The 18,991-nt window shown below is 73.5% G+C and carries 15 protein-coding genes and 2 pseudogenes; 4 read left to right on the forward strand and 13 right to left on the reverse strand.

Features of this window, described 5'->3' with window-relative positions:
* Positions 1–43: 43 nt before the first annotated feature.
* Positions 44–649 carry an NUDIX hydrolase gene (locus tag LN042_RS21990; RefSeq protein WP_230053017.1) on the reverse strand — a complete coding sequence of 202 codons (606 nt, stop codon included), beginning with the start codon at positions 647–649 and terminating at the stop codon, positions 44–46.
* A 214-nt stretch (positions 650–863) separates the two neighbouring features.
* On the reverse strand, positions 864–1,760 hold the full coding sequence (locus tag LN042_RS21995) for a DUF8829 domain-containing protein (RefSeq protein ID WP_230053018.1): 897 nt from the start codon (positions 1,758–1,760) through the stop codon (positions 864–866).
* A gap of 167 nt (positions 1,761–1,927) precedes the next feature.
* On the opposite strand from LN042_RS21995, the gene LN042_RS22000 reads away from it, so the two are divergent.
* Both LN042_RS22000 and LN042_RS22005 read left to right on the forward strand, forming a co-directional pair.
* The gene (locus LN042_RS22000) at positions 1,928–3,097 is read left to right on the forward strand and encodes an exonuclease SbcCD subunit D (RefSeq protein WP_230053019.1); all 1,170 of its coding nucleotides are present in this window, start codon (positions 1,928–1,930) and stop codon (positions 3,095–3,097) included.
* The gene (locus LN042_RS22005) at positions 3,094–6,357 is read left to right on the forward strand and encodes an AAA family ATPase (RefSeq protein ID WP_230053020.1); all 3,264 of its coding nucleotides are present in this window, start codon (positions 3,094–3,096) and stop codon (positions 6,355–6,357) included. Before LN042_RS22000 ends, LN042_RS22005 begins: the two co-directional genes overlap by 4 nt.
* Before the next feature lie 141 nt (positions 6,358–6,498).
* On the opposite strand, the gene LN042_RS22010 is transcribed toward LN042_RS22005, so the two are convergent.
* From LN042_RS22010 to LN042_RS22020, 3 genes are all read right to left on the reverse strand, one after another.
* On the reverse strand, positions 6,499–6,768 hold the full coding sequence (locus LN042_RS22010; protein ID WP_230053095.1) for a hypothetical protein: 270 nt from the start codon (positions 6,766–6,768) through the stop codon (positions 6,499–6,501).
* A 7-nt stretch (positions 6,769–6,775) separates the two neighbouring features.
* A complete protein-coding gene (locus LN042_RS22015; protein WP_230053021.1) occupies positions 6,776–7,198 on the reverse strand; it encodes a secondary thiamine-phosphate synthase enzyme YjbQ in 423 nt (140 codons plus the stop codon).
* 162 nt (positions 7,199–7,360) lie between these two features.
* A complete protein-coding gene (locus LN042_RS22020; RefSeq protein WP_230053022.1) occupies positions 7,361–7,630 on the reverse strand; it encodes a hypothetical protein in 270 nt (89 codons plus the stop codon).
* Positions 7,631–8,342: 712 nt separating this feature from the next.
* Between LN042_RS22020 and LN042_RS22025 the strand changes: the two genes are divergently transcribed.
* Both LN042_RS22025 and LN042_RS22030 read left to right on the forward strand, forming a co-directional pair.
* On the forward strand, positions 8,343–9,359 hold the full coding sequence (locus tag LN042_RS22025; protein WP_230053023.1) for a glycosyltransferase family 2 protein: 1,017 nt from the start codon (positions 8,343–8,345) through the stop codon (positions 9,357–9,359).
* 203 nt (positions 9,360–9,562) lie between these two features.
* Positions 9,563–10,231 carry a lysophospholipid acyltransferase family protein gene (locus tag LN042_RS22030; protein WP_230053024.1) on the forward strand — a complete coding sequence of 223 codons (669 nt, stop codon included), beginning with the start codon at positions 9,563–9,565 and terminating at the stop codon, positions 10,229–10,231.
* Here the strand turns inward: LN042_RS22030 and LN042_RS22035 are convergent.
* The 8 genes and pseudogenes from LN042_RS22035 to LN042_RS22070 all read right to left on the reverse strand — a co-directional run bounded on the left by LN042_RS22035 (position 10,204) and on the right by LN042_RS22070 (position 18,895).
* Complete coding sequence (locus tag LN042_RS22035; protein WP_230053025.1) at positions 10,204–12,093, reverse strand: ABC transporter ATP-binding protein; 1,890 nt, start codon at positions 12,091–12,093, stop codon at positions 10,204–10,206. The two genes, LN042_RS22030 and LN042_RS22035, sit on opposite strands and share 28 nt — an antisense overlap.
* Positions 12,094–12,421: 328 nt before the next feature.
* Positions 12,422–13,033 (reverse strand): annotated as a pseudogene (locus LN042_RS22040) (SDR family NAD(P)-dependent oxidoreductase); the annotation flags it as partial.
* Positions 13,032–13,550 carry a DUF7144 family membrane protein gene (locus tag LN042_RS22045; RefSeq protein ID WP_308191848.1) on the reverse strand — a complete coding sequence of 173 codons (519 nt, stop codon included), beginning with the start codon at positions 13,548–13,550 and terminating at the stop codon, positions 13,032–13,034. The gene LN042_RS22045 and the pseudogene LN042_RS22040, both read right to left, overlap by 2 nt.
* 288 nt (positions 13,551–13,838) lie before the next feature.
* Positions 13,839–14,093 (reverse strand): annotated as a pseudogene (locus LN042_RS22050) (SAM-dependent methyltransferase); the annotation flags it as partial.
* A gap of 163 nt (positions 14,094–14,256) precedes the next feature.
* Positions 14,257–15,333, reverse strand: a complete 1,077-nt coding sequence (locus LN042_RS22055) for a glycosyltransferase family 2 protein (RefSeq protein ID WP_230053026.1) — start codon at positions 15,331–15,333, stop codon at positions 14,257–14,259.
* A 228-nt stretch (positions 15,334–15,561) separates the two neighbouring features.
* On the reverse strand, positions 15,562–16,455 hold the full coding sequence (locus LN042_RS22060) for an SDR family oxidoreductase (protein ID WP_230053027.1): 894 nt from the start codon (positions 16,453–16,455) through the stop codon (positions 15,562–15,564).
* Positions 16,452–17,363: an alpha/beta fold hydrolase gene (locus LN042_RS22065; RefSeq protein WP_230053028.1), complete on the reverse strand. Its 912-nt coding sequence runs from the start codon at positions 17,361–17,363 to the stop codon at positions 16,452–16,454. Before LN042_RS22065 ends, LN042_RS22060 begins: the two co-directional genes overlap by 4 nt.
* A complete protein-coding gene (locus LN042_RS22070; protein ID WP_230053029.1) occupies positions 17,360–18,895 on the reverse strand; it encodes a flavin-containing monooxygenase in 1,536 nt (511 codons plus the stop codon). Before LN042_RS22070 ends, LN042_RS22065 begins: the two co-directional genes overlap by 4 nt.
* Positions 18,896–18,991 lie beyond the last annotated feature (96 nt).

Raw genomic sequence — 18,991 nt, forward strand, 5'->3', positions numbered from 1 at the left:
ACGCGCCCGTTCGCCCTGCGGCGCGCCTCGGGCCGGTTCCCCCTCATTCCGCGGGGAAGAGCTCGCACCCCGCCACCGGCAGCTCCTCGATCTCCTCGTTCGCCGCCGCCGGCACCCCGAACTCCGCCACTGCGACCCGCACCGCGGCCCGCGCCTGGCGCAGGCCCGACGCACCCCAGCCCAGCAGCTCGACCGCCAGGCCCGGCGCAACCAGCAGCCGCCGGTAGTGCCGCCCGGAGGCGGGGTCGGGCCTGCTCGGGCCGACCGCACGCAGCTCGGCGGCCATCCGCACCCGCGCGCACTCGTGCCCGTTGTTGGCGGAGCCGACCCGGTCGTAGAGGTAGCCCAGGTAGTGCGCCGGACCGATCACCGCCTGCGCCTCCTCGCCGGCCTCCCGCGCCAGCGCCGCTCCCGGGTCCCCGGTGTCCTCCGCCTCCAGCGAGCCCCCGGGGAGACTGACCACCCCGTCCCTGGGGTTGATCAGCGTGAGCACCCGCCCGTCCGGCGCGAAGAGCCAGCCCCAGGACTGCTTCACGGGGAGCCAGGGCGGCACCGGTTCCGTCGGCCGCCACGGCCAGCCGGCCGCCGGGCGCCGCCGGACCCGGCCGAGCAGCTCAGCGACCTCCGCGCTGTACTCGATCCGCTGCATGAGGCCCCCTCCGGTCTCGGGCCGGTCGATCCGGCTGTGCTGGTTCGGTCATCGGCCGCACGGCGGATCGGGGCTGCGCGGGTTCCGACCTGTTGATCTTCCCCGAACAGGCGGACGATGAACAGCCCTCGCGCCCGCATGGGGCACAACCGCGGCACGACTGCAGCACGTGTCGAACGCAACCGGTACTCATCTCCTCCTCCGGACCGTCACCTCACTCTCCCGTCCCGTGGGGCACCTCCGATCCCCGCCGCAACGGGAATCCCGCGCGGACCCGCACCGGCCCGCACCCCGCGCGCACCAGCCCCGCCCGCTGGTCCGGCAACCGCGCCAGCAGCACCCGCAGCTCCTCGGCCGCCAGCGGCGCCAGGCCACCGCACGCCAGCCGCCACCCCCGCACCGTGTGGCGCGGCGCCGCCCGGCTCCGGGCCGGCCCGGTACTGACGGTCAGCAGCTCGCCGCGCGCACCGCTCGCCAGCCCCGCGGCCAGCAGCGCGCGGAACGCCTCGGCCTGCCGCCCTCCCCCGGCCCGCCGGCCACCGGCCACCCGGACCTCCTGCTCGGCGGCCTGCCGCCGCTCGGCCCGCACCCAGCGCAGCAGCAGCCGGTGGCACCCCTCACCGAGCCCGTCCAGCAGCTCGTCATCCAGGCGCTCCGCCGCCCCGACCGCCGCCCTCGCACCGGGCAGCTCGGCCAGCTCCGCCAGCGCCACGGTCAGTCGCGCCCGGGCCAGGTGGTCGTCGACCAGCGCGGGCAGCAGCTGCGCCATTCGCTGACCGGCGTAGACGAACGGCTCGCCGGCCAGCTGCGGGTCGGCCGCGTACGCCACCCGCGCGGCCGGCGCGCCGGGTCGCAGCCCGCGGACCCTGCAGTAGTCCAGGTAGTCCACCGGCTCCAGCACCCGCAGATGGACCGCCACCCCGTGACCGTCGATCCCGCGCAGCTGGCGCTCCGCCTCGCGCAGGTACCGCCCGAAGTCGGCCGGGCCGGGCAGGCCGACCGCACGCAGCCGGCCGTAGTCCGTCGCGTCCGCCACCAGGGCGACCGCCACCGCCGCGCCGCCGGCCACCGGCAGCGGCGCCGGAACCGCCAGGGACACCGTCCGCTCCATGATCACCACGTCCTCTCCGAGAACTGGTCGAGTCGTCGTCACTTCGCCATCGAACCTACTCACTGCCACTGACAATCGACCCTCCGTCACCCCGCGGACCCGTCGCCAGGGGCGGCTGAGGCGGTCGAGGCCGGTGTTCTGTCGGAGGTGCCCGCTAGGGTCGACGCATGCGACTGCTGCATACCTCCGACTGGCACCTGGGGCGCTCCTTCCACCGGGAGAGCCTCCACGAGGCCCAACACGCCTTCCTCGACCACCTGGTGCGAGTGGTCGAGGCCGAGCGCGTGGACGCCGTGCTGGTCGCGGGCGACGTGTACGACCGGGCGCTGCCCGGCCTGGACGCGGTCGCGCTCTTCGACGAGGTGCTGCACCGCCTCGCCGACCTCGGCGTGCCGACCGTCTTCATCAGCGGCAACCACGACTCGGCCCGCAGGCTCGGCGTCGGTTCCGGTCTGATCCGGCGGGCGGGCATCCACCTGCGGACCGATCCCGGGGCGGTCGCCAGCCCGGTCCTGCTGGCGGACGCGCACGGCGAGGTCGCGATCTACGGGCTGCCGTACCTGGAGCCGGTGCTGGTCCGGGAGCGCTACGGACTGGAGCGCGGCGGGCACGCTGCCGTGCTCGCCGCCGCGCTGGAGCAGGTGCGGGCCGACCTGGCCGGCCGCCCGGCGGGCACCCGGTCGGTGGTGCTGGCGCACGCCTTCGTCACCGGCGGCGCACCGAGCGACAGCGAGCGCGACATCGCCGTCGGCGGTGTGGCCGGCGTGCCAGCCGAGCTGTTCGACGGGATCGACTACGTGGCGCTCGGCCACCTGCACGGTGCCCAGACCCTGGCCCCGCACCTGCGGTACAGCGGCTCACCGCTGGCGTACTCCTTCTCCGAGGCCCGGCAGCGCAAGACCATGTGGCTGGTGGACTTGGCGGCCGACGGCTCGGTGACCGCCGAGCGGATCGACTGCCCGGTGCCCCGCCGGCTGGCCTGCCTGCGCGGCACGCTGGCGGAACTGCTGGCCGAACCGGAGTACGGCGAGTTCGAGGACTGCTGGGTCCAGGCGACGCTGACCGATCCGAGCCGCCCCGCCGAGCCGATGGAGCAGTTGCGCCGGCGCTTCCCGCACACCCTGCAGCTGCTCTTCGAGCCGGCCGAGGAGCCCGGCGGCGGGGCGGTCTCCTACGCCTCGCGGGTGCGCGGGCGTACGGACCTGGAGGTGGCCGAGAGCTTCGTGCGGCACGTCCGCCCCGGCGTCGAGCTGGCCGGGCGGGAGCGGGGCTGGCTGCGCGAGGGTCTGGAGCAGGTCCGCACGGACCAGCAGCAGCGGGCGGAGCTGGCCCGATGAGGCTCCATCAGCTGACCGTCACCGCCTTCGGCCCGTTCGCCGGCCGCGAGCGGGTGGACTTCGACGCGCTCACCGCCGGCGGCCTCTTCCTGCTGCGCGGTGCGACCGGCGCCGGGAAGAGCAGCCTGCTGGACGCCGTCTGCTACGCGCTCTACGGCGAGCTGCCGGGCACCCGGCGCGCCAACCGGATGCGCAGTGACCACGCCGACCCGGCGGTGCTCACCGAGGTGCGGCTGGAACTCACCCTGGGCGGGCGCCGGTTGGAGATCACCCGGATTCCCGAGCAGCCGCGGCCGAAGAAGCGCGGCACCGGATTCACCGTCGAGAAGGCGCAGACCCTACTGCGCGAGTGGGTGGCGGACGCCGGCGACGGCACCCCCGGCTGGCGGGCGGCCAGCCGCTCGCACCAGGAGGCCGGCGAGGAGCTGCTGCGCCTGATCGGGATGAGCCGGGAGCAGTTCTGCCAGGTGGTGCTGCTGCCCCAGGGCGACTTCGCGCGGTTCCTCCGGGCCGACGCGGGCCAGCGCGCGGAGCTGCTCGGCCGGCTCTTCGACACCGAGCGGTTCCGGCAGTTGGAGGCCTGGCTGGGTGAGCGGCGGCGGGAGCACGAGGCCGCCGTGCAGGCCGACCGGCACCGGTTGCGCGAGCTGATCAGCCGCACCGAGCAGGCGGCCGGCGAGGCCTGGCCGGCTGAGGCGGCGCCGGAGGAGGCGCTCGGTTGGGCCGCCGTGCTGCGGGAGTCGGCCGCCGAGGCGTTGGCGGTCCGCACGACGGGGCTGGCCGCAGCGGAGCGTCGGCACGAGCTCGCGCAGCGTGTGCTGGCGGAGCAGCAGGAGCTGGCCCGGTGCCAGGCGGAGCACGCCGAGGCGGTCCGGCGCGCCGAGCGGCTGGCCGCCACGGCCGACCAGGAGGCTGCCGAGCGCGAGCGGCTGGCGCTGGCTCAGGCGGCGCTGACCGTGGAGTCGGCGCTCCGCCAGCACGCTCAGGCCGCCGCCGCCCACGAGCGCGCCCGCACTGCCGAGGCACAGGCCCGCGCCCGCCTGGCTCGCGTCTGGGAGCAGAACCACCACGGGTCGCCGGTCGGTACGGCAACGGTGCCCGGCCCTCGTGCCTGGCCGGCGGCCGGGAACGCGGCCGGCCAGGCGACGGTGTGCCACTCGCGTGCGTCGTCGGAGGTCCCGGCCGACTGCCGCACCGGCGGCACGGTGGTCCCGGAGAGCGCCCGCCTCGGGCAGCCCGCCCACAGCGAGGCAGCACAGGCGCCCGCGCCCCCCGGGGCCACCCGCGCCTCCACCGATCACGGCGACACGCCCACCAGGCTCGCCGCTTCCCTCCCGCAGGCCTCCGCCGACCGCCTCGCGGAGGTGGAGGCCGGCACCCGGGCCGAGCTGGGCAGGCTCGACGCCGTCGCGGCCGACGAGCGCCGGGCCGCCGTGCTCGCCCGCGAGCAGCAGCGGGAGGCGGCCGAGCGCCGGCGGGCCGAGGAGCTGGCCGAGGAAGCGGAGCGCTGGCTGGCCGAGCAGCAGGACACCGCCGAGGCCCGTCAGCGGCTGGAAGAGACCGCCCGCGCGACCGCCCTGCGCACCGAGCAGCTCACCGCGCAGCGGACCGAGGCCGAGCAGCGGGCTCAGGCCGCCCGCCGGCGAGATGAGTGGCGGGCCCGGATCGCCCACGACGAGCGCGCTCTGCTGCCGATCCAGCAGGCCGCCCTGGCGGCCCGCGAACACGCCCTCGACCTGCGTCAACGCCGGCTCGACGGCATGGCCGCCGAGCTGGCCGGCCGCCTGGGGCCGGACCATGCCTGTCCGGTCTGCGGCTCCGCCGAGCACCCGGCACCCGCGCTCGCGCCCGCCGCGCCGGTCAGCGCGGCCGACGAGGAGGCGGCGGCCGCCGCCCAGCAGGCCGCCGAGGAGGCCCGTGCCGCGGCCGAGCAGGCGCTGACCGAGCTGCGGCTGCGCGAGGCCGCCGCGACAGCGACTGCCGGCGAGCAGTCGGTGGACGAACTCGCAGCGCACCTCAGCGAGCTCACCGAGCAGCACCGCGCCGCGCTTCGGGCGGGCGAGGAGCTGACCGTGCTGCTCCAGCAGCGGGAGCGCTTGGAGCAGCAGCACCAGCACTACACCGAGCAGCTGCGGCAGGCCCGGGAGCGGGTGGTCGCCCACAGCACCGGCCTGGAGCAGCGGGCTGCCGAGCAGGCGGAGTTGGCTTCCCGGATCGCCGCGGCCCGGGGTGACGCCCCGTCGGTCGCCGCCCGGGCCGCCGGGCTGACCGGCCTGGCACAGGCCCTGGCCGCCGCCGTCCAGGCCGCCCGGGCCACCGAGCAGGCCGCAGCGCATCTGCGGGACGCCGAGCAGGAGTTGTCCCGCACGGCCGCCGCGGCCGGTTTCGCCTCACCGCGGCAGGCCGCCGGAGCCGCGCTGCCGCCCGCCGACCTGACCGCCCTGCGGCACCGCCTGGAGCAGCGGGCCGCCGAGCGGCGCGGCGTCGACCAGGCGCTGGCCCGCCCCGAGTTGGCCGCGGCCGCCACCGCGCCACCGGCCGAGCCCGCCGTGGCCCAGGCGGCCCTGGCCGCCGCGACGGCAGCGCTGCGTACCGCCGCGGCGGCGGAGCACGCGGCCCGCCAGCGGGTCGAGGCGCTGCGCGAGCTCGGCCAGGCGCTGGCCGGGTTGGCGCGGGAGGCGGCACCCCGGCTCGCGGAGTTCGGCGAGATCAGCCGGCTCGCCCAGCTGGCGGGCGGCACCAGCGGCGAGAACCGGCTGAAGATGCGGTTGGAGTCCTACGTGCTGGCGGCCCGCCTCGAGCAGGTGGCCGCGGCGGCGAGTGCCCGGCTGGTCCGGATGTCGGGCGGCCGCTACACCCTGGTGCACAGCGACGAGCGCAGTGCGGGCGGCAAGCGGTCCGGCCTCTCGCTGCTGGTGGTCGACTCCTGGACGGGCACCGAGCGGGACACCGCGACGCTCTCCGGCGGTGAGAGCTTCTTCGCCTCGCTGGCCCTCGCGCTGGGCCTGGCGGACGTGGTGACCGACGAGGCGGGCGGCATGCCGCTGGACACCCTGTTCATCGACGAGGGTTTCGGCACGCTGGACGAGCAGGCCCTGGAGGAGGTCATGGACGTGCTCGACGGGCTTCGCGAGCGGGACCGTGCGGTGGGCATCGTCAGCCATGTCGCCGATCTGCGCCAGCGGATCCCGTCCCAGCTGCTGGTGCACAAGACCCGCCGGGGCTCGACGCTGCGCCCCACGACGGCGGACTCCCCCTGAACCTTCCGATCGGACCCGCTGCCCGCCCCCGCGCCGGACGCCCTCCGAACCCCTGCCGGCCACGGACGCCCCCGGCCGGCGGCTGCGGACGCTCTCCTGTGCCGGGCAGGCGCAGAAGCCCCCGAGTCAGCGGGCGCGCCGTCAGCCCGAGCAGGCGGCGCGCTGGGCCTGCTGCCAGGCGCAGCGCGGGCAGAGTGGGCTGCCCACCACGTCCGCTGGGTACTCGGTGGGTTCGCCGCACAGCGCGCAGGCGGCGCGGGGGCCGTCACCCCGGTCATCACCCCGGCCGTCGGCCGGGCCGTCACCCCTGTCCTCGCCCTGACCGGCGGCCGGGCTGTGGCGGGCCAGGTCCAGGGCGCGGAGCGGGTCATCGGTGCCCCGCGGCCCGCAGTAGCGGCTGTCCTCGGGCACCCCGCGGTCACCCCAGGAACGAGAGCCGGACGGTGCGCCGCGGGTTGTCGCCGTTGGTGTCGATCAGCACCACCGACTGCCAGGTGCCCAGGGCCAGCCGGCCGCCGATCACCGGCAGCGTGGCGTGCGGGGCGACCAGGCCGGGCACGACGTGGTCGCGGCCGTGACCGGGGCTGCCGTGGCGGTGGCGCCAGCGGTCGTCGGGGGGCAGCAGATCGCGCAGCACGGCCAGCAGGTCGTCGTCACTGCCCGCACCGGTCTCCAGCACCGCGACCCCGGCCGTGGCGTGCGGCACGAAGACGTTGAGCAGCCCGTCCCGCTCGACCGCCACCTCCTCGAGGTACGTCGCGCAGTGCTCGGTGATGTCGAGCGCGATCTCACGATCGCCGGTGATGATCTCGAAGATCCTGGACTGGAAACTCTCGGCCATGGCGCCCATCCTGCGCTCTGCCGACGCTCCGGGACAACTTCTCGCCATACCCGGGCATGTCTGCGACCCGATGGGCGGACATTGCCCATCGGGTCGACCGACCCCGCGTCCGGTCCCATCGGGCCGGGGCGCAGGGGCCCCACGGAGGCCACCCCGCCAGGGTCAGCCCCGGCTGCCGAACAGGCTGCGCTTGAGCCGCCGCAGCGGCGCGAGGAGCCGAACGCGGGTGGTGCTGCGGCGCGGGGCCGCCTGGGTGCTCACGCCACGGGGCGTCAGCTCCCTTATCAAACCGAGTGCTTCCGCGGTGTCGACCGTGGAGAGCGCGGGCGCGCCGAGCACCGACAGGTGGCGGTCGATCCGCCGACCTGCCGCACCCGCGCCGCACTGAATGGCCGGCACGCGGGGCCTGGTCCGCACTTGCATGTGTTCCATCAGTAATTCCCACCCCTACGAGGCGCCAGGGCCGTGAGGCGAAGACTATCCGTGCGCGACGGTCCTCACGCAACCGTCCTGGTGTTCTTGCCACCGTATCGTGTGATGAGGAGTCACGTGGCATCCGGTACCCCGGCCTCGGTCACGACTGCGCATCGATGTGTCCGCACGGCTTGCTGACGATCCGTCATGCAAGCAATCGTGCAACCTTCCGCCAACGGGCGGCCGATTGGGCGACCAGCCGACATTCACCCCCGCGTGCGGGCTCGCGCCGTCGTTGTGCCACCCTTGCGCTCCCCTTTGCGCACCCCCTTGGGACCTCCTTGGCTCGCCGTCTCACCCCGACGCCCAATATTCAGATACTGAACGCAAACGGGGGATTGACGTAGGCCTTTCTTCCAAGGAGTATCTGTTTCAAGATGCGCGCCCGCGAGAGCTGCACTGCGCGTTCGAATTCGAACACATTGTGTGACAACTTCCGCCACTTCCTGGAACCAATGTCCGGCCGTCTCGACGCTGCGGCGGCCCGGCTTCAGGCGGTGGGGGATCGGCGGCCGGTCGTTGAGGGTCGGCCGGGCCGCCACAACCGACTGCCGGTGCCGTGCGCCTCCCGCTGGTGCGGCACCGGCGGTCGCCGTTGCGTCTGTAGAGTGACCAGGTCAGGCGCCCCGGTCCGGGGCGGACCGCCCCAGTTCCGGAGAACAGGAAGAGCGTGCCAGCCCTCCTCAGCATCGTCGTCCCGGTCCACGGCGTGGAGCGCTTCCTGCCCCGCTGCCTGGACTCCATCCTGGCCGGGCAGCAGGCCCAGGACTTCGAGGTCATCGCGGTCGACGACCTCTCCCCGGACGGCTGCGGCGCGATCCTGGACGAGTACGCCGCCCGGGACCCCCGGCTGCGGGTGCTGCACCTCACCGAGAACCAGGGCCTGGGCGGCGCCCGGATCGCCGCGCTGCCCGAGGTGACCGGCGAGTACCTGTGGTTCGTGGACAGCGACGACTGGCTGCCGGACGGAGCGCTGGACGCGGTGCTGGCCGAGCTGCACGCCGAGCGCGCCGCCGAAGTGCCGCTGGACGTGCTGATCACCGGCTTCAACCACGTGTACCCGGACGACAGCACCGAGCCCAACCCGTGGCGCCACCTGCTGGCCGGGTCGCCGCTGGAGGGCCCCGAGGGCGGCACCCTGCGGGCCCATCCGGCACTGCTGCGCACGGTGCTGTCGGTGTGGAACAAGGTGTTCCGGCGGACGTACCTGGAGGAGCTGGGCGTCGTCTTCGGTCGCGGCTACTACGAGGACATCTCGGTCACCTATCCGGCGCTGATGGCCGCCACCCGGCTGCGCTACCTGGACCTGCCCTGCTACAACTACCGCCGCGGTCGGCCGGGGGCGATCACCGCCACCTCCTCCCCCAAGCACGCCGACGCCTTCGCCCAGTACGACGCGATCTTCGCCTTCCTCGACCGCCACCCGGAGCTCGACGACCTGCGCACCCTGGCGTTCGAACGGACCGTCAAGCAGGCACTGACGGTCTACGACTCCCCCGGCCTGGTCCCGTCCGAGCTGCGCGGTGAGTTCTTCGGCCGGATCAGCGCCCACTTCGCCGCCCACCGCCCGGAGGGCTACCGGTTCCCCGGCGGGGTGACGGGCGTTCAGTACCGGCTCGCGGCGCGGGGCAGCCGGCGCGGGTACGACGAACTGCGCCGGGCCGGCCGACTCCTGCGCCGCGGTTGACCGGTGCTGCGCGCCGCGGTTGGCCGGCCGACACATCGTGGATGACCGGCGCTCCGCCGCAGTTGACCGGCCGACGCGTTGCGGTTGGCCGGTCCGCGGTCACCGGGAGCCAAGGGCCCGGCACAGATGATATGAAAGGGCCTTCGGAAAAGTAACCGGCCGGTAACGCCGATCCGGACAGGTCCGGTGCCCGGGAGGGAAACATGATCAAGATCATCACCAAGGTGCTGCTCAAGCCGTTCTCCAGGGCGGTCTACCGACCCACCATCGAGGGCTTGGAGAACGTGCCGCGCAAGGGCGGGGTGATCCTGGCCAGCAACCACCTGTCGTTCATCGACAGCGTGGTGATCCCGCTGACCGCTCCGCGCCCGATCAGCTTCCTCGCCAAGGCAGAGTACTGGCAGGGCAAGGGCTTCAAGGGCCGGGTGATGCGGGGCTTCTTCGACGCCATCGAGGCCGTCCCGGTGCAGCGCGGTGAGATCCACCTCGCCCAGGCGGCGCTGGACTCCGCCCTCGCGGTGCTGGAGGGCGGCAAGGCGTTCGGCATCTACCCGGAGGGCACCCGCTCGCTGGACAAGCGGCTCTACCGCGGCAAGACCGGAGTGGCCTGGCTGGCCCTGAAGGCGGGGGTGCCGGTGGTCCCGGTGGCACTGGAGGGCACCGACGAGATCCAGCCGGTCGGCACCCGCCGCCCCCGGATCCGCAAGGTGACGGTCAGGTTCGGCGAACCGCTGGACTTCTCCCACCTGCACGGCCAGGAGCGCAACGCCCGGGTGCGCCGCCAGGTCACCGACGAGGTGATGGCGGCCATCCAGGCGCTCTCCGGCCAGGAGCTGGCCGAGGTCTACAACGAGGTGCCCAAGGCCGCCTGAGCCGCCAGCAGCCCCGTCGGCTCCGGCTCCGGCTCCGGCTCCGGCTCCGGCTCCGGCCCAGCTTGCCCGCCGCCCTCCCGGCGCAGCAGCGCGGCATAGCGGCCTCCCAGCTCCAGCAGTTCCTGATGGGTCCCCAGCTCGACCACCCGGCCCTGGTCGAGCACGGCGATCTGGTCGGCCTGGCGGATCGTGGACAGCCGGTGCGCGATGGTGATCGTGGTGCGGCCGGCCGACAGCGCGTCCAGTGCCTGCTGCACCGCCCGTTCGGTCCGGTTGTCCAGCGCGCTGGTGGCCTCGTCCAGGATCAGCACCGGCGGATTGCGCAGCACTGTCCGGGCGATCGCCAGCCGCTGCTTCTCGCCACCGGAGAACCGGTAGCCGCGTTCCCCGACCACGGTGTCGTAACCGTCCGGCAGGCCCGCGATGTGGTCGTGTATCTGCGCGGCCCGGGCGGCGGCCACCAGCTCCTCGTCGGTGGCGTCGGGCTTGGCGAACCGCAGGTTGTCGGCGATCGAGGCGTGGAACAGGTAGGTCTCCTGGGAGACCACGCCGACGGCGGCCGCCAGCGTGTCGAAGGCGAGGTCGCGCACGTCGACGCCGTCGATGGTGACCCGCCCACCGGTGACGTCGTAGAGGCGCGGCACCAGGTAGCTGAGCGAGGTCTTGCCGGAGCCGGTCTCGCCGACCAGGGCCAGCGAGCCGCCGGCCGGGACGGTGAGGTCGATGCCGGCCAGGGTGCCGGCCGGGCGCTCGGAGTCGTAGCCGAAGTCGACCCGTTCCAGCCGCACTTCACCGCGCACCTCGGACAGCCGCACCGGCTCGGCGGGTTCGGCGATCTCCACCGGCAGGTCCAGGTACTCGAAGATCCGCTGGAAGAGCGCCAGCGAGGTCTGCACGTCGACGCCGGTCGAGAGCAGCGAGACCGCCGGGCGGAACAGCGCCTGCTGCAGCGAGACGAAGGCCACCAGGGTACCGATGGAGATCAGCGGGGCGCCGTGCTCGGCGGTCAGGCCGGCCGCCCAGTAGATCATCGCGGGCATGGCGGCCATCACGATCTGGATGATGTTCATCCGCCAGCGCCCGGCCATGCTGGAGCGCACCTCAAGGTCGGCGAGCTGGTCGGACTGCTCGGCGAACGCCTGGGAGAGCGACTCGGAGCGGCCCATGGTGCGGCCGAGCAGGATGCCGCTGACCGACAGCGACTCCTGGACGGCGGAGGAGAGCACGGCGAGCTGCTTCTGCCGCTCGGAGGTGATCCGCTTGCGTTCCCGGCCGACCCGGCGGCTGATCCAGACGAAGAGCGGCAGCAGCACCAGCGACACCACGGTGAGCCGCCAGTCCAGTGCGACCATGGCAACCACCGTGGCCACCACGCTGGTCAGGTTGGAGACCAGCGAGGTGGCGGTGGAGGTGACGGTGGACTGCATGCCGCCGATGTCGTTGGCGATCCGGGACTGCACCTCGCCGGTGCGGGTGCGGGTGAAGAAGGCCAGTGACATCCGCTGCAGATGGGCGTAGACGGCGGTGCGCAGGTCGTGCATCACCCGCTGGCCGACGGTGGTGGAGAGCAGCGTCTGCAGCACGTTGAAGACGCTGTTCACCACGGCCGCGGCGATCATGCCGAGCACCAGCAGGCTGAGCAGACCGGTGCGGCCGTGCGGGATCGCGGTGTCCAGCACGGCGCGCAGCAGGAACGGGGTGACCACCGAGACCACCGCGGAGGCGGCCACCAGCAGCCCGACCACCGCCAGGCGGGCGCGGTAGGGCTTGAACAGGCGCAGGATCCGTCGCAGTTGAGCGGGCGGCCGCGGCTCGCCCTCGGCGCGCGCAGGCGGCGTCCAGTTGATGCGGTCGGGCCTCACGACACCTCCAGGCGGGACGCGGACGGGTCGGCCGGCGCTGGGCGCGGCCATCTTGGCGAGCATAGCTCATTGTTAGCGTAACTAATAATGAGCTACTGTCACCGAATATTCCGCTCCAACCGGGATGACCCGGCGCAGCACTCTGCGATGGCACCGTCGGCGCGCCGGGGCGCCGCCGCACGGCGTTCCGCAGGGGTTCCGCCCGGCGCCTCCGCAGCACCCCCGCCCGGCATCTCCGCGGCGCCCGCCCCGCCCGGCGTTCCGCAGGGAGCCTGACCCCGCCGGCGTTGCGCAGGGAGCCTGCCCGGCGCCTGCGCGGTGGCTGCGCTCAGTACTTCCGGCCGGCCATGCTGGACATCTTCCCGAGCCGCCCGATCGGCAGCGCCCTGGCCAGCGCCACGACCAGCTTGTAGCGCTTGCTGGGCACCGAGACGGCCCGGCCGTGGGCCAGGTCGCGCATCGCCTCGTCCACCACCCGGTCCGCGGACAGCCAACCCCAGGCCGGGATGTTCTTGGTGCCCATCCCGGCCCGCTGGTGGAACTCGGTGTGCACGAATCCCGGGCAGAGGGCCATCAGCCGCACCCCGCTGCCCGCCACGTCGCGGGCCACGCCCTGGGTGAAGCTCACCACCCAGGCCTTGGTGGCCCCGTAGGTGCCGCGCGGCACGAAGGCGGCCACCGAGGCGACGTTCACCACTCCCCCGAAGCCGCGCTCGCGCATTCCCGGCAACGCGGCAGCGGTCAGCCGCAACACGGCCTCCACGTGCACCTTGAGCATGTCCAACTCAGCCGCCAGCGGGACCTGGAGGAAGGTGCCGCGGTTGCCGAAGCCGGCGTTGTTGATCAGGATTCCCACCGGCCGCTCGCCGTCGCGCAGCCGGTCCTCGACCGCGCTGATCCCGGCCTCGGTGGAGAGGTCCGCGGTGGTGAACGGTGTCTCACACGTTGGGAGATGGGGGGTTGGGCGACGAGGCGCCGGGCGGTGCCGGCGGCGGCGTCGTCGGCGTGGCCGGCGCCGGAGGCACTTCCCTGGCCGGGTGCACCCGGTGCGTGCCCGCCGTCAGTGCCCAGATGATGAACACGTCGATGGCGATGAGGACGATGGCCCAGAACGGGTAGTAGGGCAGCCACAGGAAGTTGACGATCATGTTGAACCCGACGACGACCACACCGATCACCCGGGCCCACATCGCGCCCGTGAAGATCGCGAAGCCCGCCAGCACGATCACGATGCCCAGGGCCAGGTGCAGCCAGCCCCAGCCGTTGACGTTGAACTTGTAGACGTAGTCGCCGACGATCACGTACCGGCTGTGGTTGACGATCGCGGCGATACCCTCGAACACCGCCATCAGGCCACCGAAGATCATCAGGCACCCGGCGAACAGCGTCCAGCCGGTCGCGAATGGCTTCCGGTACGTCTCGGCGCCACTCTCCGTCACACTGACATAACCGCCCATTTTCGGTCTCCCTAGGAGCGAACTGTCGCTGGTCCAGCGACTCGGTCGGAGGCCTCCCGCTTTCAACGCTGGCACGGCGCAACCTCCGCCGCTACTCGGGCGGTGGACGACGGCACGGGGCCTGACGGCAGCCGTGGACGACGGCGATGGGACCGCTTGGCACGGCGCAACCGCCGCCGTTACTCGGGCGGTGGACGACGGCGATGGGACTGACTGGCACGGACGACGGCAGTGTGGCCCCGGCCCGGGAGCTGGAGCCCCGCAGCGGCGAAACCCGCCCCCGCCGTACTACGAACGGCGGGCCCGCAGGTGGGCGTCGAGGAAGCCACGTTCGGAGGCCGGGTCGTGGAGCAGCCGGGCGAAGGGAGCGAGCCCGGCATCGGCCAGCATGTCGGCGAGGCGGTCCACCGGCCAGCTGTAGGCAGGCGTCACCTTGTGGTCGAATCGGACCGGCTCCGGTCCGTCAGTCCCGAAGAAGGAGACCAGGAACAGGCCGCCCGGTGCCAGGACGCGTGCCTGCTCGGCGAGCAGCTCCGGCAGCTCGGGGGCTCCGCGGCGCGAGCTGCCGGAGCGGGGCGGGCCGTGGCAACCCGTTCACGAGCGGTCCGCCCGCTGGGGGCGGACGGCGCCCGGGCGAGGCTGCTGGAGCCCTGAGCCGCTGACTCCGCGGCAACAGCCAGGTGATCGTTTGCCGGGCAGGACCCAGTTAGCCGCGCACGGCCTCCGGGGTCGGCGCCGGCGGCTGGGCCGACTGCCGGGCGGCGGCCTTGCGGGCCCGCCGGTAGAGCCGGTGCACCCGCTGCAGCGCGATCATCTCGTCCATCCGGTCCGCCAGGGTCAGCTGGTACTTCAGCTTCGCCGGACCGCTGCGGAACTCGGCGACCCGCTCGACGCCGATCGCCCGGAGCAGCCGGCTGACGTGCTCCTGGTAGAGCTTGCGGTAGGCCTTGTCGCCCTCCGGCAGCCACCAGAAGAACATCGGGATCTCCTCGACCAGGCAGTTGTGGTCGTAGGAGTCCAGGTACTCGCGGAACTTCGGCTCGGGGCGGGCCGACAGCCACTCGCGGACCAGCTCCATGGAACGGACCCGGTCCACCAGGCCCTTGGGGTTGGTGTGCATCTGGGTGATCGAGACCTCGCCGGCCTCGCGCTCCCGCCAGTGGTAGATGTGGTCGCTCAGCACGTCCACGCTCTCGGCCAGGTAGTGGTGCGGCACGCTGACCGGCGCGTCCTCGTAGAGGATGCCCTCGGGGTAGAGGATGCCGGCGCCGTCGAAGAAGCTGCGGCGGTAGACCTTGTTCCAGGCGGTGCGGTCGGTGACCAGCGCCGGGAGCTCGGTGACATGGGTCTTCAGCCGGGTCTGGCGGAACGGCTTCACATGGGCGCCGGACTGGTAGTACCCGACCGAGCGGAACCGCAGCACGTTGCCGCACGCGAAGTCGGAGCCGGTCTCGTCCAGCGTGCTGATCATCAGCTGGTAGGCGTGCGGCGGCAGGGTGTCGTCGCTGTCCACGAAGGCCAGGTACTCGGTGCCGGCGGCGAGGTTGCGCCAGCCGGTGTTGCGGGCCGCGCCCAGGCCCTTGTTCTGCTGGCGGACCAGCCGGAAGCGCGCGTCCTTGGCGGCGTAGGCCTCGGCGATGGCGGCGCTGGAGTCGGTGGAACCGTCGTCCACCATCACGCACTCGAAGTCCTCGAAGGTCTGGGCCGCGATCGAGTCGAGGCACTCTTCGAGGTAGCGCTCGACGTTGTAGACCGGGACGACGACGGAGAGGCGGGGGGCCATCGGCGGGACGGGCCTTTCGATCAGGGGCGGCGCGACCCGGCCGGAGACGATCGGGCGGTGCGACCTGGCCGGTGGCCGGTCACCTTGGGTGACCGGCCAGGGGTGCAGGCGCGATCCTACCGCCCGATCGGGGTGGTCGCCCAAGGCCACCGGGCCGCGGCTCCCCCGGACCACCAGGGCCGCGGCTATCCGGACCACCAGGGCGCGGCTCCCCGGGTGACGGGGGGATCAGGGCCGCCGGAGCCGCCGCGCCGCCTCGTCGGCCGCGCCGCCGGCGCCGACGGCGTGCATCCGGTTCACCGCGGTGAGCGCCAGGCGGGGTGCCATCCGGGCCACCTCGCGGGAACCGACCACGGCCACCAGACTCGGCAGCACCCAGCGCATCGGCTGCATGCCGCGCAGCCAGGCCTGCGCGTAGACGTGCGGGGAGCGGCGGGCGATGCCCGCCACCAGGCGGTCCACGGCCGGACCGATCGGGTAGGTGCGGTTGGCCGGCCACGGCAGCTTGGCGCGCATCTCGCGCATCAGCTCGTCCTGGTCGGCGCCGCGCACCATGTCGGTGTCGGTCCAGCTCAGGTAGCCGACACCGACCTTGACCCCCTGATGGGCGACCTCGGCGCGCAGCGAGTGGGCGAAGGCCTCCACCCCCGCCTTGCTGGCGCAGTAGGCGCTCATCAGCGGCGCGGGGGTGAGCGCGGCCAGCGAGGCGATCTGCAGCAGGTAGCCGTGCGACTCGGCGAGCGCGGGCAGGAACGCCCGGGCGGTGCTGACGCTGCCGAGCAGGTTGACCTCGATCACCCGGTTGTAGGCCGCCGGATCGCTGTCCAGCATCGGGCCGCCGATCGCGATGCCCGCGTTGGCCACCACGGTGTCGATCCTGCCGTACTTCTCCTTGATCGCCTGGGCGACCAGGGTCAGCCCCTCCAGGTCGGTCACGTCGGCCTCCCAGTAGCCGGCGTCCGGCCCGCAGAGCGCGGCCGCGGCCTTGAGCTCCTCGGGCTCCAGGCCGACCAGCGCGACCTTGGCTCCGCGGTCGGCGAGCTTGCGGGACATCAGCGCGCCCAGACCGCGGGCGGCTCCGGTGACCACGATCACCTGGGAGTGCAGTGGCGGAACGGTCATGCGACTTCGGTCCTCTCGGTGGGCAGGTGGGTGGTGACCAGGCGGCGGAGCTCGGCGGCGACCTCGTCGGGGCGCTCGACCGGGGACATGTGGCCGACGCCCGGCAGCAGGAGTCGGCCGTCGGGCTCGGACAGGGCGGCGAGCATCGCCTCGGTGTGCGGCGGTGGGGTGAGCTTGTCGCGGCTGCCGACCACGACGGCGGTGGGCGCGGCGAGCCGCGCCAGGCCCGCTCGGACGTCCAACTCGCAGAGCACGCGCCCCCAGTTGGCCCGGACCGCGCTCGGGCAGGCGTGCACCACCTCGGCGCACGCCCGCACCGCGTCCGGGCTGCTGTCCGGTCCCATGACGCCGAACTTCAGCACCGCCGCGCCGGGCGCGGTGACCGGGCCCAACGGCAGCCGTGAGTTGAGCAGTTGACGGTGGAAGAGGCGGCGCAGCCAAGCGGGCCACCGGCGCGGTGCCAGCCGGGCCCGGCCGACCAGGTCGGCCGGGCCGGTGCTGCAGAGCAGCACGGCGGCCGTGCGTTCGGCGACCGCGGCCCGGTCGCCGGCCGCCATGATGGTCATCCCGCCCATGCTGTGTCCGGCGAGCACCGCGCGCCCTCCGGCCGGGACCACGGCGGTGACCACGGCCTCCAGGTCGTCGGCCAGCGCGTCGGTGGAGTAGCCGCCCCGGGTGGGCGGGATGTCGCTGCGGCCGTGGCCGCGCTGGTCGTAGGCGACCACCCGGTGGTCGGCGGCCAACCGGTTGATCACCGGCGCCCAGAAGGCGATGGCACAGGCCCAGCCGTGCGCCAGCACCACCAGCGGGGCGTCGGCGGGGCCGAACGACTCGACGTTGATCCAGTGACCGTCGGCGGAGCGGATCCGGCGGCGCTCGGCCGGCACGGGCAGCCGGTAGCCGCTCATGCCATCACCTGCGTGCGAGACGGGGTCTGACGCTTGATCAGTTCGTATTCGGCGAGGTCGATGCGCCGGGTGGCGCGGCGGAAGGAGCTGGTCGAACCGGGCCAGAGGGTGGTGTTCTTGCCGTCCTCGGTGAGGTACCAGCTGCGGCAGCCGCCGGTGGTCCAGACGGTGCGCGCCATCTTGTGCTGCAGGCGCTGGTTCCAGACGCGCTGCGCCCGCTCGGTGGGGTGCAGGGCGGTGGCGCCGAGCGACTGGAGGGTGGTCAGCGCCTCGACCGTGTAGGTCAGCGAGGACTCGATCATCAGGATCATCGAGCTGTTGCCGAGGCCGGTGTTGGGCCCGATCACGAAGAACAGGTTGGGGAAGCCGTGCACGGTGGTGCCGCGCAGCGCCTCCATTCCGCTGTCCTTCCACTCCTCGGCCAGGCTCTGACCGCGGTCGCCGAAGACCCGGGAGGCGACGGGCATGTCGGTGACGTGGAAGCCGGTGCCGAAGATCAGCACGTCGGCCTCGGTCTCGGTGCCGTCGGCGGCCACCAGGGTGCTGCCGCGCACTTCGCGGAGCGCGCTGGTGACCACGTCGGCGTTGGGGGCGGCCAGCGCCGGGTAGTAGCTCTGGCTGAGCAGGATCCGCTTGCAGCCGATCCGGTAGTCGGGCGTCAACTTGGCGCGCAGCACCGGGTCCTTGATCTGCTGGGCGATCTGGCGTTCGGCCATCCGCTGGACCAGCTTGAGCAGTGCGGGTCGCCGCACGAACGCGTCCACCTGGAGCTCGCGGGCCGCGAAGAGCGCCGCCCGGCGCAGCGCGGTGGTGGCGGGCACGGCCCGGTGGACGGCCTTCTCCAGTGCGCTGATCTCCCGGTCCACCTTCGGCAGCACCCAGGCAGGGGTGCGCTGGAAGACCGTCAGCCTGCCCACCTTGGGCTGGATCGACGGGACGATCTGGATCGCCGAGGCGCCGGTGCCGACCACCGCGACCCGCTTGCCGGTCAGGTCGTAGTCGTGGTCCCACTGCGAGGAGTGGAAGACCTTGCCGGGGAAGTCGGCCAGACCGGGCAGTTCCGGGATCTGCGGGTTGGAGAGCGGGCCGGTGGCGGAGACGATCGCGTCGGCGGTCCACTGCCCCTGACCGGTGGTGACCCGCCAGCGGGCCTGGTCTGGCTCCCAACGGGCCTCGACGACCTCGTGGTTGAACCGCAGGTGAGGCCGGAGCCCGTAGGTGTCGGTGACCTGCTCCAGGTAGGCGCGGATGTCCGGCTGGCCGGAGAAGCTGCGCGGCCACTCGGGATTGAGCGCGAAGGAGAACGAGTAGAGGTGGGACGGGACGTCGCAGGCGCACCCCGGGTAGCTGTTGTCGCGCCAGGTGCCGCCGACCGAGTCGGCCCGCTCCAGGATCACGAAGTCGGTGATCCCGGCACGGCGCAGGCGCACCCCGGCGCCGATGCCGCCGAAGCCGGAGCCGATCACGACGACTCGTACGTGCGGCGGGTCGGTGGGTCGGGCGGTGCGCGGTTCGGGGGTTCGGGCGGCCATGCGGGTCCTCTCTGGTGCACACGCGGGGTGGGGGCTCGGACCTCGGAGTTCGTGGGTGAGCTTACGTCCCGCCCCAGGGCCGGTGGCCGGGCGGAA

This window comes from Kitasatospora humi, assembly GCF_020907985.1.
GTDB lineage: Bacteria > Actinomycetota > Actinomycetes > Streptomycetales > Streptomycetaceae > Kitasatospora > Kitasatospora humi.

What these genes read in the sequence shown, in the direction of transcription:
- LN042_RS21990 (WP_230053017.1), bottom strand. Translation starts at nt 649, where the DNA reads ATGCAGCGGATCGAGTACAGCGCGGAGGTCGCTGAGCTGCTCGGCCGG.
- LN042_RS21995 (WP_230053018.1), bottom strand. Translation starts at nt 1,760, where the DNA reads ATGGAGCGGACGGTGTCCCTGGCGGTTCCGGCGCCGCTGCCGGTGGCC.
- LN042_RS22000 (WP_230053019.1), top strand. Translation starts at nt 1,928, where the DNA reads ATGCGACTGCTGCATACCTCCGACTGGCACCTGGGGCGCTCCTTCCAC.
- LN042_RS22005 (WP_230053020.1), top strand. Translation starts at nt 3,094, where the DNA reads ATGAGGCTCCATCAGCTGACCGTCACCGCCTTCGGCCCGTTCGCCGGC.
- LN042_RS22015 (WP_230053021.1), bottom strand. Translation starts at nt 7,198, where the DNA reads ATGGCCGAGAGTTTCCAGTCCAGGATCTTCGAGATCATCACCGGCGAT.
- LN042_RS22020 (WP_230053022.1), bottom strand. Translation starts at nt 7,630, where the DNA reads ATGGAACACATGCAAGTGCGGACCAGGCCCCGCGTGCCGGCCATTCAG.
- LN042_RS22030 (WP_230053024.1), top strand. Translation starts at nt 9,563, where the DNA reads ATGATCAAGATCATCACCAAGGTGCTGCTCAAGCCGTTCTCCAGGGCG.
- LN042_RS22045 (WP_308191848.1), bottom strand. Translation starts at nt 13,550, where the DNA reads ATGGGCGGTTATGTCAGTGTGACGGAGAGTGGCGCCGAGACGTACCGG.
- LN042_RS22055 (WP_230053026.1), bottom strand. Translation starts at nt 15,333, where the DNA reads ATGGCCCCCCGCCTCTCCGTCGTCGTCCCGGTCTACAACGTCGAGCGC.
- LN042_RS22060 (WP_230053027.1), bottom strand. Translation starts at nt 16,455, where the DNA reads ATGACCGTTCCGCCACTGCACTCCCAGGTGATCGTGGTCACCGGAGCC.
- LN042_RS22065 (WP_230053028.1), bottom strand. Translation starts at nt 17,363, where the DNA reads ATGAGCGGCTACCGGCTGCCCGTGCCGGCCGAGCGCCGCCGGATCCGC.
- LN042_RS22070 (WP_230053029.1), bottom strand. Translation starts at nt 18,895, where the DNA reads ATGGCCGCCCGAACCCCCGAACCGCGCACCGCCCGACCCACCGACCCG.